Origin of the sequence: Petrotoga sibirica DSM 13575 (genome assembly GCF_002924625.1) — a bacterium.
Classification (GTDB): Bacteria; Thermotogota; Thermotogae; order Petrotogales; family Petrotogaceae; genus Petrotoga; species Petrotoga sibirica.
Genome location: NZ_JAHC01000010.1, coordinates 23,789 through 36,880, shown reverse-complemented (window position 1 = coordinate 36,880; position 13,092 = coordinate 23,789). Strand labels below are relative to the sequence as shown.

Genomic DNA, 13,092 nt, shown 5'->3' with positions numbered 1-13,092 from the left:
AAGGGGCGCTAAAACAAGTTTTAGAATTTAAAAAAACAGTATTTATTTCATATTGAAAAGGAGGAGTTTTAATGGACTTATTTCTTAGATTGAATCCCAAACCTAAAAAGTTATTCTATGAAGGAGCAAATATTCACTTTGAAAGTTCAAAGCTTTCTATTTTCAAAAATTTTGAAGAAGAAAGTTTCATTAAGCTTTTTCCAACTGACCATTTTGTTTTTGTAAGAGATTCAGATAGTACCGACTTAAAAATAGAAACTTTTATTTCCCCTTCTGAAAAAGACTTAAAGGAATTTATCAAAAGTAACGATATAGAGTTAAGTATTGATATTATGGATGTAGAAAGCTATTTAATGAAAGTTGAAAAAGAAAATAGAACGGTTAAAATCTTTTCTAAATCTAAGAAAGGTATTTTCTATGGATTACAAACTCTAAGACAACTTGTTGATTTTGAGAATAAACTTCTTCCTATAGTTGAGATATTAGATTCTCCTTCTTTTAAAATGAGAGGAATAATTGAAGGTTTTTATGGAGAACCATGGAGCCATCAAAACAGATTGGATATGATAAATTTTTGTGGAAGAAATAAAATGAATACTTATTGGTACGCTCCAAAAGATGATCCATATCACAGGGAAAAATGGCGCGAGGATTATCCAGAAGAAGAAATAGAAAAAATAGATGAGCTAATAAAAGTCTCAAAAGACAATTTTGTCGATTTTGTGTTTTGTGTAAGTCCTGGACTTAGCATGAAATTTGGTGATCAAAAAGAGTTTGATTTATTGTGCAAAAAATACTATGAGATTTTAAGTAAAGGTGTAAAAAAATTTGCTATTCTTTTCGATGATATCCGTGAAAAGCTGAATTACGAGGAAGATGAAAGAAGGTTTGAGGGGAATTATGGTTTGGCTCAGACATATGTAGCAAATAAGTTATACGAATTTTTAAAAAGGAAAGATTCAGAGACTAACTTGTATTTTTGTCCAACGGAATACTGGCAGGAAGAAGATTCGTTGTACAGAAGGACGATGAAAGAAAACTTAAATCCTGAAATTCCTGTAATCTGGACAGGGAAAGGTGTATGGTCAAAAAGGGTAAGTAGAAAAAACGCAGATAAGATTTCAAAACAGTTTGGCCATGATTTGATCTTATGGGATAATTATCCGGTAAATGATGCAGATCAAGGCGAACTTTTCTTAGCCCCTTTAATGAACAGGGAAAATGACTTGTGTATATCAAAAGTAAAAGGGGTTATCTCAAATCCGATGAACCAGCCCTATGCATCGATGCTTGCCTTGCAAACAATAGCAGATTATCTTTGGAACTCACAAGCGTACGATCCTTTGTGTTCATGGAACAAGTCTATTTTTAATTTGATAGGGTCAGACTTTTTTGAAGATATGAAATTATTCAGTGAAAATTTTCTAAAATCGAGAATTTTTGGGGAGACATCATTTAAGTTGAAAAGTCTTATAAGAGAATTCAGAAACGATTCCTTGAATAAGAAAAAAGAGTTAAAGGAATACTTAGAGAGATTGAGCAATCTTGAAGGAAAATTAAGATATATAAAAGATAAAAAGTTATATGAAGATATACATCCATGGCTAAAAAAGCTTTCCCAGCTTGCAGGAGTCGCTAGTAACTTGCTTAGCTCTAACGAAAAAGTTGATATAAAAAACGAGGTAGATAGATTAGACTCTTATGTGGTTTGTGATGGTATCTTAGAAAGATTTATAGAAGATTTCGAAAGGAAGTGATGATTTGAAAGAAAAAGATATCGAATCTTTAAACGAAATTGTTTCATCAGGAGTAAATAATGTGTATACAGGAGCATCCATTTTAATAGGTAAAAATGAAAAGTTATTGTATAAAAATACTTACGGAACAAAGGATGAAAAAGAAAAACTTACAGAAGAGGACATCTTTGATTTAGCAAGCGTTACCAAAGTTGTAGGAACTGCAACCGCAGTGATGAAACTAATAGATGAAAAACAAATAAAATTAGAAGATAAAATTGGTAAATTCATAGAGGTAAGTAGTCCAAAAAGCGAGATTACTATCTTCGAATTATTAACTCATACTTCTGGAATACAAGCTTATTCAAATCTATGGGAAAAGTATCAAGGAGAAGAGTTGCTTAAGCAGATAATCAATATTCAACCCCAAGAAAATGCCTACAAGTGTTATGAATATTCTTGTTTAAATTTTATAACACTTATGAAAATTGTTGAAGAAGTTACTCAAAAGCATTTCAAAGAGTACGTCGAAGATATTTTTAAAAAAATAAGAATGGAAAATACTTGTTTCAATCCAAAGAATCAAGATAAAGCTGTATCCACATCTATCCGAGAAGGTAAAAGGTTAAAGGGTGTAGTCGAAGATGAACTTGCCTACTATTTAGGTGGAGTGAGTGGTAACGCAGGTTTATTCTCTAATACTGGTGATTTGAGAGTTTTCATAATTAGTTTGTTAAGTGGGGAAATAGTCTCAAAAGACACCTTAGATCTTTTTACCACTACTCTGGTAAAAAGAGGGGAAAATACTACCCATATAGCCTGGATGGCTCCACCTGTTGCAGGATGTCAATACTCACTTGATAGTACAGGATTCGGTCACAATGGCTTTACAGGCACATCCATTTGGATTAGAAAAGATGGATTATTTTCTATATTTTTGACAAATTCTGTTTACTACGATAGATTCTTAAAAAAACCCGAATTGAACGTGATAAGAAATAAGATAAATAATATAATTTTTCGAAAAGATCATTAATAAATGAACACTTTAGAAGTAAAAGGAGAAGATATTATGTTGGTGATAGGTTTAATGTCAGGGACATCAGTGGATGGAATAGATGCTGCACTAGTTGAAATAACAGAAGAAGGGCCACAAAAGTTAAATGTAAAAGTTGTTAATTTTATAAATACACCTTATAGTAAAAAAATGCGAGAAAAAATTCTAGAATGTTCTGATCCCAAAACGGGTAGCGTTGATAAAATCTGCATATTGAATTTCGAGCTTGGAGAATTGTTTTCTCAAGCCGCCAAAGAAGTTGTGGAATCAAAAGGTTTAAATATGCAAGATGTTAGTTTAATAGGTTCCCATGGGCAGACTATATACCATTATGTAAGTGATGATTTTATCTCCACTTTTCAAATAGGTGAAGCTTGTGTAATAGCAGAAAAAACAGGAACTACCACCGTAACCAACTTTAGAGCAAGAGATATCGCAGCTGGTGGTCAAGGAGCGCCACTTGTACCTTATGTTGATTATATTTTGTTTAAAAATGATGATTACAACAGGGTTATGCAAAATATCGGAGGGATAGGAAACTTCACCTATATACCAAAAAATGCCAAGATAGAAGATATAAAAGGTACCGACACAGGCCCAGGGAATATGCTTATAGATGGAGTAGTTCAGATTCTAAGCAACGGCGAGCAAAATTATGACAAAGATGGAAAGATTAGCAAAAACGGGAAGATTTCTGATACGCTTTTAGCAGAACTAATGGCTCATCCTTTTATAAAAAAAGAGTCTCCCAAAACCACAGGAAGAGAAGTTTTTGGGTTAAAGTATGCCCAAGAGATAATAAACAGAGGAAAAAGTATGAAATTAAACGACGAAGATATTGTTGCAACCGTAACAGCTTTTACCGCTAAATCGATTGCCGATGCCTATCTAAGATTTATAGGCACTAACATAGACCAAGTTATAATTTCTGGTGGTGGAAGTTATAATCCTACTTTGATATCGATGATAAAATATTATGTAAAAAAGATGATAGATGAAAAAGCTACCGTGATGGTTTTAGAAGAATTAGGTTTTTCAAGTGATGCTAAAGAATCGGTAGCGTTTGCAATATTAGCTTATCAGACTTACAAAGGACGAAAAAATAATGTACCTCAAATAACTGGGGCTAAAAGGTTTGTTACTCTTGGTGAAGTAGTCCCTGTAGATAAAAATAAAAATGTTGACAAAACACCATTTTGATGATATAATCATTTTTAGATTTTGAAGAGTTTTTATTTTTTCCGGGTTAGCTCAACGGTAGAGCGGGTGGCTGTTAACCACTAGGTTGGGGGTTCGAATCCCTCACCCGGAGCCACCATAGTCGTATCATCCCCTCATAGCAGCGAATTAGTTCGCTGCTTTTTTTGTTTTTGTATCTAAATGGTATAATTAAAATAAATTATAGAATATGCAAAGAACTCAAAATGAGGTGATACTGATTACACCAAGGTTTTCAAAAACATTGAAAAAAGCAAAAATAGAATTTGACAAAATCCATCATTTTTTGGTGAGAGATCCTTTGGTGAAAGAAACCTTGTTTACCTCAAGTTCAAAGTTTTATTCTGTTTTAAGAGCGGTTAACTTATTTTTTTCTTTTGTTGTGTTTATTCCTATTATAGGAAGCTTTCGGGATTTTAACTTACCACATTTTTTAGGATATCTCTTAAGCGCCTTTGGAGTTTATTTAACATGGGTTTTTGAATGGGTAACAAAGTCTACGATTCTTGAAGAGATTCGTACAGTAACAATAATTCAAATTTCTTTACATAGTGTATTTGGGATGTGGTACCACTTTTATGATTATTTTAAAATTTACGATTTTATTCTTCATATTACTGGAGGTATTTGGCTTTCATTTCTTATATATCCATTGGTAATGGGTTCTGAACTAATCTGGGCCAAAATGAAAATGCCTTTTTTCTTTCTAAAAATATTTGTTGTTACCTTTTCTATTGTTATGACATTGGGAGTGTTTTGGGAAATAGGAGAATTTATTTCGGATTTAATCTTTAGAGACTATCCTGGATATAGAATGGCTCAAGAAGAAAGCCTTTTCGATACGATGACGGATTTTATAGGAAACTTGATAGGGAGCATAGCTGGAATATTTATTTTTTGGAACACTCTGAAAAGACTGAACAAATCCCGTGATATGGATTCCTTATTAGAAAGAATTGGATCAGCTTTAAGAGACTATGTGAATTCTTTTTAAAAACGTTTATACGAGGAGGAAAGTTCACATATGAAAAACCTAATATTAGTTAGGCACGCTAAAGCAGAAAAAAGGTCCGCGGAAATTGATGATTTTGAAAGAAAGTTGACAAAAGTTGGTAGAAACGATTCTAAAGAAGTTGCAGAATATGTGGCTAAACTTTTAAATAAGGTTGAACTTATGATTACCTCTCCTGCTTTGAGGGCAAAAGAAACAGCAGAAATCTTTGAGAAGTCTTTTAAATCAAAGCCAGAGATATTAGAGGAAGAATTACTGTATGAAGGAGAAGTAGAAGAGATAATTGAAAAAATCTCAAACATTACAAAGGGGTATAACAATGTAATGATATTTGGTCACAATCCAACTTTTGACGAACTTGCAAAAAAATTAACTGGTGATGATTTGCATTTGAGAAAGGCAGGAGTAATTTGTATTGTAGGAGAATCATTCGATGATATTTTATCTGGAAAAGGAAAATTAAAATGGATGGTGGACCCGAAGTCAATAAACTCTTAAACGATATTTCAGTAAATCCATGGATGTTTTTAAAAGAGTACATCGAATATTTTGAAAGGATTAAACATCGTCTTCTGAAAAACATTTCTTATGTTTTAGATGAAAAAGGTGTGGATACTGTTCACGACATGAGAACGTCTTGTAGAAGGATAGAAACAAGTATAGATTTTTTGGAAGGATTTTCAAAACACGAAAGTTCTAAGAAAGCTGAGAAAAAAGTAAATAAGATATTAAAAATAAGCAATAAATCAAGAGATTATAAAGTTCACCTAGATTTTCTTAAGAAAATTGAATGGCAAGATAATGAATTAATCGATTATTTCGAGAAAAAATATAGTAAAGAGAAAGAAAAGTTGAAAAGTTATTTAAATTCTTTAAAAATTTCGGAGTTGGATAATCTTCTAGAAAATTCTTTAAGCTTCTTGGTATTTGATTTTATACAAAACTTTCAGATAAATGATCCTTATTTTGCTAATCTTTATATAAAAGAATTTAAAGACGTTTATGAAGAGTTTAAAAGTACAGATAGAAGTGACTATAGAAAGCTTCATAAAATAAGGATAAAGATTAAAAACCTGCGTTATAAAACAGAGATATTCGGGGCACTGAAAAGTAGCACTTTACCTGAAGAAGACATGTTTAAGCAGATTCAAGATATTTTAGGAACTCATCATGATTTGATTGTTTTAAAGAAAAAGTTGGTAAAAAAATTTCAAGAAGATAATATTATAGCTTTATTAAAAGAAATTGATAAAGAATTAGTTCAATTACAAGGGAAGATAGATGTTGAGGTGAATGAGATTTTTGAAAAGTTGTACAATAACATTTCTAGTCAAGAGGCTTAAATTTAATCCTTATAAAGAGGGTGAAAAAAATGAGTAATTGGATAGGGGTAGATATAGGAGGGACTAAAATCCTTGGAACTTTATTTGATGAGAAAGGTAACAAATTGAAGACGGAGAAAAAAAGTTCCAAAAGTTCAAAAGGCAAAGAGAAAGTTGTTGAGCAGTTGAAGAAAGTTTTGGATTCTTTGCTGAAGGAGAATAAAGATGTAAAAGGGATAGGAATAGGTGTACCAGGAGTTATAAAAGATGGAAAAATTACCTTTACTCCTAACATGCCGTTGAATGAATTTAATTTAGCTAAATTTGTTGAGGAAGAGTACAATATCAAAGTGATTATAGAAAATGATGCCAATGCAAGTATGTATGGAGAATGGAAGTTTGGTGCTGCTAAAGGGGCAAAAAACGCCGTAGGCTATTTTGTAGGAACAGGAATTGGTGGAGGTTTAATATTGAATGAATCATTATATAAAGGTTCATTCAATTTTGCTGCCGAGATTGGACACATGAATGTGTACCCCGAAGGCCCTCTTTGTGGTTGTAATCTTCGTGGCTGTTTGGAAAGTTTATCTTCTAAAGTAGCTATCCAAAGAGAAATAATTAGAAAAAAAGAAAGAGGCGAAAAAACCTTAATAAAAAGCAGTGACTTGAAAGGTATAGTGAAAAGTTCTACTTTGAAAGCTGCTTATGATCAAAGGGACGATCTTGTTAGAGGTGTCTTGAACGATGCTGCAAGGTATATAGGAATAAATGCTGGCTCCATTATTAACTTATTAAATCCCGAAGTTATCGTTTTAGGAGGGGGGGTCATGGAGGCTTTAGGAGAACAATTGATTCCTATCGTTGTTGAAACAGCCAAGCAGTACTCTATACCTCACATCTTTGAATGTTGTGAATTTAAATTATCAAATTTGCAAGATGATGCTTGTTTGTATGGTGCTTTTTCACTTATTAAAGAAAAAGTTGGTGTATAACAATGGTTGCGGGTGTTATAAACATTGGAACAGAAAATATATCTTTTGATATAGCTCAGAACGATCAAGATGATATCAATATTATAGAAAGTTTAGATTACCCTTTATTCTTGGGTAAAGATACCTTTACAATAGGAAGGATATCTTTTGAAAAAGTGGAGATCCTAAGTCAAAAACTTCTAGGATTCAAAAGAGTAGCAGAAGAATACGGAACTAATAGATTGAAGATAGTAGGTACCACCGCTTTGAGAGAAGCAGAAAATCTTGATTTTATTTTAGATCAGATCGAAACAAGAACAGGGTTGAATATCAATGTTTTAGATGATTATGAAGAGAAATCACATATCTACATGGAATTGATAAGGAACTTTGAAAAATATAAAAAGTACAAAAAGGATGATGTTTTATTTGTTTACATAGGAACGGGAAGTATGGGGCTAGCAACGTATTCTAAAGGTTTGATAGATAATTCACAAAATATAAAAATAGGTTCTGTAAAAGTCTCAGAGATGCTCAGAGCTTTGGAAGAAAACACATTACACTATAGTAATTTAATAAGAGAGTATTTGAGTACATTTTACCACCCAATCAAGGTTTGGCTTAGTAATAAAAAGATCAAAACCTTTGTAACTTGTGGTAATGAAATAGAGTTTTTAGCTGGGCTCTTGGAAAAGGATGAAGAAGAAGTAATGAACGTTTCCCAGGCTGAATTCAATGTTCTTTTTCAGGATTTGAAATCAAAGAATGCCACCGAATTATCCAGAGAATATGATATTTCAGAAAACAAAGCAAATTCGTTATTATCGGCATTGGCTTTTTACCGATTACTTTTAGAAGTATCCGGAGCAGAAAATATTTTGGTTTTTCCAAAGGTTAATTTAAGTAGTAGTTTGTTATTTCAAGTGTTGCTAAGCAGAAAATATAGAAGATTTTTCAATTTATTGGAAAAGAGTACGATCATCTCTTCACGAAATATAGGTAAAAAGTATTCCTATGAGGAGACACACAGCCAAACAGTAGAAAAATATGCATTGAAATTATTCGATGTTTTAGAACCGGTTCATCAATTGGGTAAAAGACATAGACTTCTTTTGCAAGTGTCTGCAATTTTGCATGACATGGGGAAATATGTAAATATTAAGAAACATTATTTGCATTCGTATAATATAATTAAGGGTTCAGAGATTATAGGTTTAACTTCAAAAGAATTAGACGTTGTCTCAAGAATCGCTTACTTTCACAGCGCCCAAGATTTAGAGATTGATGATTATTCATCACAACTGGAAAACATATCAGATAAGATATTGATAACAAAGATGCTTGCCATATTGAGGCTTGCAGACGCCTTAGATGTAGCTCATGAGAGCAAATTGGGAGATATTGAAGTTAATTTAGAAGGCAATCGCCTGATTATAATTACTCATACACCAAAAGAAACCTTGCTAGAAGAGTGGGCATTGAAAAGGAAGGATAATTTCTTTTTAGAAGTCTTTGGAATAGTTCCTGAGTTAGTTAGAAAAATTTAAAGGGATGAGATTTAATGGCAAAAACTAGTAGCAACAAAACTAAAGAAAAGAAAATTGATTTGAACGATTATAAATATTATAACAATAGAGAGTTAAGTTGGTTGGACTTCAATTTCAGAGTGTTAGAAGAAGCCTATGACACAACGAACCCTCTTTTAGAAAGGGTTAAATTTCTTTCTATAACCTCATCCAATCTTGAAGAGTTTTTTATGATAAGGGTGGCTGGCTTGGAAGAACAACTTCAAGCTGGTTTCAGTGGAGTCGATATTTCTGGTTTGAATCCCCGAGATCAATTAATGAAGATCTCCCAAAAAACTCATAAAATGGTGGAAATGCAATATAATTGTTTAGAAAACGAGTTATTACCTTCTTTAGAGAAGGAGAATATTAAAGTTCTCAAAGTTGATGATATTGATGAAGAAAAAAAAGAGTTTTTAGATAATTATTTTCAAACGGTCGTTTTTCCCGTTGTTACTCCAATGGCGGTCGATCAGAGTAGACCATTTCCAATATTACCTGGTAGCGGTATTAATCTAGGTGTGGAGTTGGAAGATGAAAAAGGGGAAACGTTATTTGCCTTTATACCATTACCGACGATTTTTCCTAGGTTTATAAACATCCCTAGTGAGGATGGTACATGCTTATTTTTAACGGAAGATCTTTTAAAAATGCATTCTGATTTATTTTTCAGCGGATACAAAGTGGTTGAGATCTCTGAGTTCAGAATCACCCGCGATGGAGACCTTTCTATCGACGAGGATGATGCCAGAGATTTGTTAATTGAGATTGAAAGTTCGTTGAAAGAAAGAAAAACAGGCTTTCCTGTTAAATTAGAAATATCCAAAAATATGGGAGAGAATCTGAGAAATTTCCTATTAAATTCACTAAATTTAAGAAGCGATAATATTTTCGAGATATCTAGTTTATTAGATTTAAGTTCTCTTATGGAAATAGCTAATTTAGAAGGATATGATCATTTAAAATTTGAGTATTATTCTCCCCAACCTTCGCCAAGCTTTTATGGCAAGGAGGGTATTTTTAAGGTAATTAGAGAAAAGGACGTTCTCCTACATCGCCCTTATGAATCTTTTGAGCATGTGATGGATTTTTTAAGGCAGGCAGCGGAAGATCCACAAGTATTGGCTATCAAACAAACTTTGTACAGAGTTGGGAAAAAATCTCCAATCATAGATTACCTTATAAAAGCGGCAGAGAACGGTAAACAAGTTACCGTTGTGGTAGAAGTCAAAGCCAGATTTGATGAAGAAAATAATATTCAATGGGCTAAGGAGTTGGAAAAAGCTGGTTGTCATGTAGTTTACGGACTTGTCGGATTAAAAGTACACGCAAAACTTTTGTTGATTGTTAGAAAGGAAGAAGGTGGGATCAGAAGATACGTTCATATGAGTACTGGGAATTACAATTACATAACTGCAAGATTGTATGAAGATATAGATTTTTTTACTTGTAAGGAAAGTTATGCTCAAGATGTATCGGCACTATTCAATATTTTAACGGGTTATTCAAAGCCTCCAACATGGAAAAAATTGGGGGTTGCTCCCACAAGTTTGAGAGAAACTTTTTTACAGTGGATTGACAACGAAATAGATGTGGTTAAAAAAGGTGGAAAAGGGAAAATAATAATAAAAGTGAATTCCTTGCTAGATGTATCTATAATTAAAGCATTATATAAGGCATCTATGGCCGGTGTTAACGTTAAATTAATCGTTAGAGGAATATGTGCTTTAAAAGTAGCGATAAAAGGAGTTAGTGAAGGTATAAAAGTTAGAAGTGTAGTGGGAAGGTATTTAGAACATAGTAGAATATATTATTTTGAAAATAACGGATTACCCAAATTATTTATATCTAGTGCCGATTTAATGCCTCGAAATCTGGATAGAAGAGTTGAAACCATGATACCAATAGAGCAAGAAGATCTAAAGCAACGATTGATAGATGTATTGAACCTTTATTTAAAAGATAATTTCAAAGCAAGAGAGTTGCAACCGAATGGAGAGTATAAAAGGTCAACTGGGAAAAAGTCAAAAATTTTTATAGTTCAAGAAGAGCTAATGAAGGAAGCAAAGAAAAAGTTTAGAAAATTTATAAAAAAGCAAGAAGTAGACAAGTTTAACTTTCCAAAATTAAAATAAAAAAGGGCTAAAAGCCCTTTTTAATATATGAAAAACACTCTGGCTTCACCTGGATTGATTGTTACTTTTAAATGTGCATCTTGAACATTCCAAGAGCTTTCTCCTCTTCTGTAATTTTCCAATTTTGTTTGAATATTATGATTACTTTTCCAGGTGTAGTATCCAAGGTCTATATCAAAGAAGTACGGATTTTGAAAGTTGGTATTGATAGGTATGACAACTCCTTTTTCTCCGTTCCACCAAAACAGTGCACTTGCATCTTCAGAAAAATCAATAAAATGATAATTATCAGGGTTTTTCAAAAGATCTTTGACTTCCTCTTTTAGTGTGCCTAATAAGGAAAGTAATTTCACCATATGATGGTCTGTATCCCAATGCAATACATACCAATCAAAGAATGCTAGTTTGCCATAAAATTGGTCTGTTGAAGGTAAATTTTTAAATCTTTCTTCCACCGGGTCCTCTACATCTAGGCCTGTGTTCATAGGTTGAGGTTCAAAAAGCTCATATCCAGAGTTTATAAATGTTATTCCGTTTGGCATGAAAGTATTTACCACCGCTGTTAGTTTTGAGAAAGTTTCTTTACCTTCTCTTGTAACGGCTCTTGGGGTATCTGGTGTTTCTGCCGTAGCAAATGTAGGCAAAGATATTTTTGGTGCTACTTCTGAGATGAATTTTTTGAACCAGCCTTCTTTTATTCTTGGCTCAGCCCACCATGAATTTCCCAAAATTCCATCATAACCGTTTTTCTTAGCCTTTATATGGTTGTCCATGCTTAATTCTTCTGCTATTATTACAAAGGCGGGGTCGTAGTCTTTTGCCCTTTTTATAATTTCATGTTCAAGTTCATCAGGTAGAGCGTGACCCATGTCCAACCTAGCACCATCTATACCGAAATTTTTTTGATAAAATGGAATAATGTTTGCTATTAAGTTCCAAAGTTCGGTATTCTTTTCTTTCCCCGGGAACAAACTTGATTTAACAACATCAAAGAGCACATAAGGAGGTTGGTTTGCCCCATCTATATATTTTAGGGCTTCTTCCGGATGAGAAAGATAGAGTCTTAAGAAAGTGACATCTTCCCATGCGGGTTGGGGATCATTTATCCAATCTGAAAATCCTGGAACGGTAATTACTTTAAACTCTTTTGCTATCTCATCCAAAAAATCCGGGTTGTTTTTATTTTTATCTATAAAATTTTCCCATTTTTGTGGATTCTGAGTTTTTGGATCCCATCTAAATTTTTTAAGATGATTTTTGACTTGTTCGTCATTGTATACAATTTTTAAATTTTCTTTACTTGGTTGAACAAATCCTAAACCGTCAACTTTAGGTGGGGCAAAGTCGTTCATTTCATCTATATCTATCCAATAGAACCAATCGGGATGTTCTAAAATCAAGTCGTTGTCCCTGGCTCCTGTTCGTGGCACAAAGTCTAACAATACTCTCATTCCAGCCATATGAGCGGCTTCGACGAAAGCTGCAAATTCTTGATCAGGGGTGAATTCACTTTCCAAAAGGGTGTCATGATAATCTTTTTCTACAGAGAAAAAATTTTTGACCGCATAAGGTGAGCCTACTTCACCTTTCTTAAATTTATTGCTGGATTGAGTAATTGGAAGTAAATAGATACTATCAACGTTATAGCTAGAAAAATAAGGTATTAACATCAACATTTTTAGAAAGGTTCCTGATTCAGTATAACCTTTTTCATCTATCGGAACGAATAAAGTAGTTTGGTCATGAACATAGGCAGCTGTAGCTCTTACATGAGCAGAATAAACTATGCTTGTTCTAATCCAATCAGGGTTTTTAACATTTTTAATGAAAGAAAGGGGTTTGCTGTAATCCAATTCTTCTGAAGCATTTTTTAACAGATTATCTATTATGTTAGAAATAAACTCATATGGATTAACAAAAAATTTTCTCCCAGATAGTTTAACCTTACCGGTATAATTAGGGGGCATCCATCTTTTTGGTATCGCATAATCATCTTTACCAAGTGAAATTTTACTTTTTAAATATCTGTTAATTTCAGATAGAATAGGCATCTTTTACTTCCCTCCTCAATAAAAG

At 32.9% G+C, this 13,092-nt stretch carries 10 protein-coding genes and 1 tRNA gene; 10 read left to right on the top strand and 1 reads right to left on the bottom strand.

Going from position 1 to position 13,092, the window contains the following annotated elements:
• Positions 1-71: 71 nt before the first annotated feature.
• The 10 genes from AA80_RS02710 to AA80_RS02665 all read left to right on the top strand — a co-directional run bounded on the left by AA80_RS02710 (position 72) and on the right by AA80_RS02665 (position 11,016).
• Positions 72-1,757: a protein O-GlcNAcase gene (locus AA80_RS02710; protein ID WP_103876302.1), complete on the top strand. Its 1,686-nt coding sequence runs from the start codon at positions 72-74 to the stop codon at positions 1,755-1,757.
• Positions 1,758-1,761: 4 nt separating this feature from the next.
• Entirely contained in the window at positions 1,762-2,772 is a 1,011-nt protein-coding gene (locus AA80_RS02705; RefSeq protein ID WP_103876301.1) for a serine hydrolase domain-containing protein, read from the top strand.
• A 3-nt stretch (positions 2,773-2,775) separates the two neighbouring features.
• Positions 2,776-3,993 (top strand): anhydro-N-acetylmuramic acid kinase, encoded by a 1,218-nt coding sequence (locus tag AA80_RS02700; RefSeq protein ID WP_103876300.1) that lies wholly within the window; start codon positions 2,776-2,778, stop codon positions 3,991-3,993.
• A gap of 40 nt (positions 3,994-4,033) precedes the next feature.
• Positions 4,034-4,108 (top strand) — tRNA-Asn (locus AA80_RS02695).
• 147 nt (positions 4,109-4,255) lie between these two features.
• Complete coding sequence (locus tag AA80_RS02690; protein ID WP_243830549.1) at positions 4,256-5,005, top strand: DUF2238 domain-containing protein; 750 nt, start codon at positions 4,256-4,258, stop codon at positions 5,003-5,005.
• Between the two features lie 30 nt (positions 5,006-5,035).
• The gene (locus tag AA80_RS02685) at positions 5,036-5,521 is read left to right on the top strand and encodes a SixA phosphatase family protein (RefSeq protein ID WP_103876298.1); all 486 of its coding nucleotides are present in this window, start codon (positions 5,036-5,038) and stop codon (positions 5,519-5,521) included.
• Positions 5,488-6,366 carry a CHAD domain-containing protein gene (locus AA80_RS02680; RefSeq protein ID WP_103876297.1) on the top strand — a complete coding sequence of 293 codons (879 nt, stop codon included), beginning with the start codon at positions 5,488-5,490 and terminating at the stop codon, positions 6,364-6,366. Before AA80_RS02685 ends, AA80_RS02680 begins: the two co-directional genes overlap by 34 nt.
• Before the next feature lie 29 nt (positions 6,367-6,395).
• Positions 6,396-7,337, top strand: a complete 942-nt coding sequence (locus tag AA80_RS02675; protein WP_103876296.1) for an ROK family protein — start codon at positions 6,396-6,398, stop codon at positions 7,335-7,337.
• Between the two features lie 2 nt (positions 7,338-7,339).
• The gene (locus AA80_RS02670; protein WP_103876295.1) at positions 7,340-8,863 is read left to right on the top strand and encodes a Ppx/GppA phosphatase family protein; all 1,524 of its coding nucleotides are present in this window, start codon (positions 7,340-7,342) and stop codon (positions 8,861-8,863) included.
• A 14-nt stretch (positions 8,864-8,877) separates the two neighbouring features.
• On the top strand, positions 8,878-11,016 hold the full coding sequence (locus AA80_RS02665) for an RNA degradosome polyphosphate kinase (RefSeq protein WP_103876294.1): 2,139 nt from the start codon (positions 8,878-8,880) through the stop codon (positions 11,014-11,016).
• Positions 11,017-11,036: 20 nt separating this feature from the next.
• Here AA80_RS02665 and AA80_RS02660 read toward each other — a convergent pair whose 3' ends face one another.
• Entirely contained in the window at positions 11,037-13,067 is a 2,031-nt protein-coding gene (locus AA80_RS02660) for an alpha-amylase family protein (protein WP_103876293.1), read from the bottom strand.
• Positions 13,068-13,092: the final 25 nt, after the last annotated feature.

What these genes read in the sequence shown, in the direction of transcription:
- AA80_RS02685 (WP_103876298.1), top strand. Translation starts at nt 5,036, where the DNA reads ATGAAAAACCTAATATTAGTTAGGCACGCTAAAGCAGAAAAAAGGTCC.
- AA80_RS02675 (WP_103876296.1), top strand. Translation starts at nt 6,396, where the DNA reads ATGAGTAATTGGATAGGGGTAGATATAGGAGGGACTAAAATCCTTGGA.
- AA80_RS02660 (WP_103876293.1), bottom strand. Translation starts at nt 13,067, where the DNA reads ATGCCTATTCTATCTGAAATTAACAGATATTTAAAAAGTAAAATTTCA.
- AA80_RS02665 (WP_103876294.1), top strand. Translation starts at nt 8,878, where the DNA reads ATGGCAAAAACTAGTAGCAACAAAACTAAAGAAAAGAAAATTGATTTG.
- AA80_RS02710 (WP_103876302.1), top strand. Translation starts at nt 72, where the DNA reads ATGGACTTATTTCTTAGATTGAATCCCAAACCTAAAAAGTTATTCTAT.
- AA80_RS02700 (WP_103876300.1), top strand. Translation starts at nt 2,776, where the DNA reads ATGAACACTTTAGAAGTAAAAGGAGAAGATATTATGTTGGTGATAGGT.
- AA80_RS02680 (WP_103876297.1), top strand. Translation starts at nt 5,488, where the DNA reads ATGGATGGTGGACCCGAAGTCAATAAACTCTTAAACGATATTTCAGTA.
- AA80_RS02670 (WP_103876295.1), top strand. Translation starts at nt 7,340, where the DNA reads ATGGTTGCGGGTGTTATAAACATTGGAACAGAAAATATATCTTTTGAT.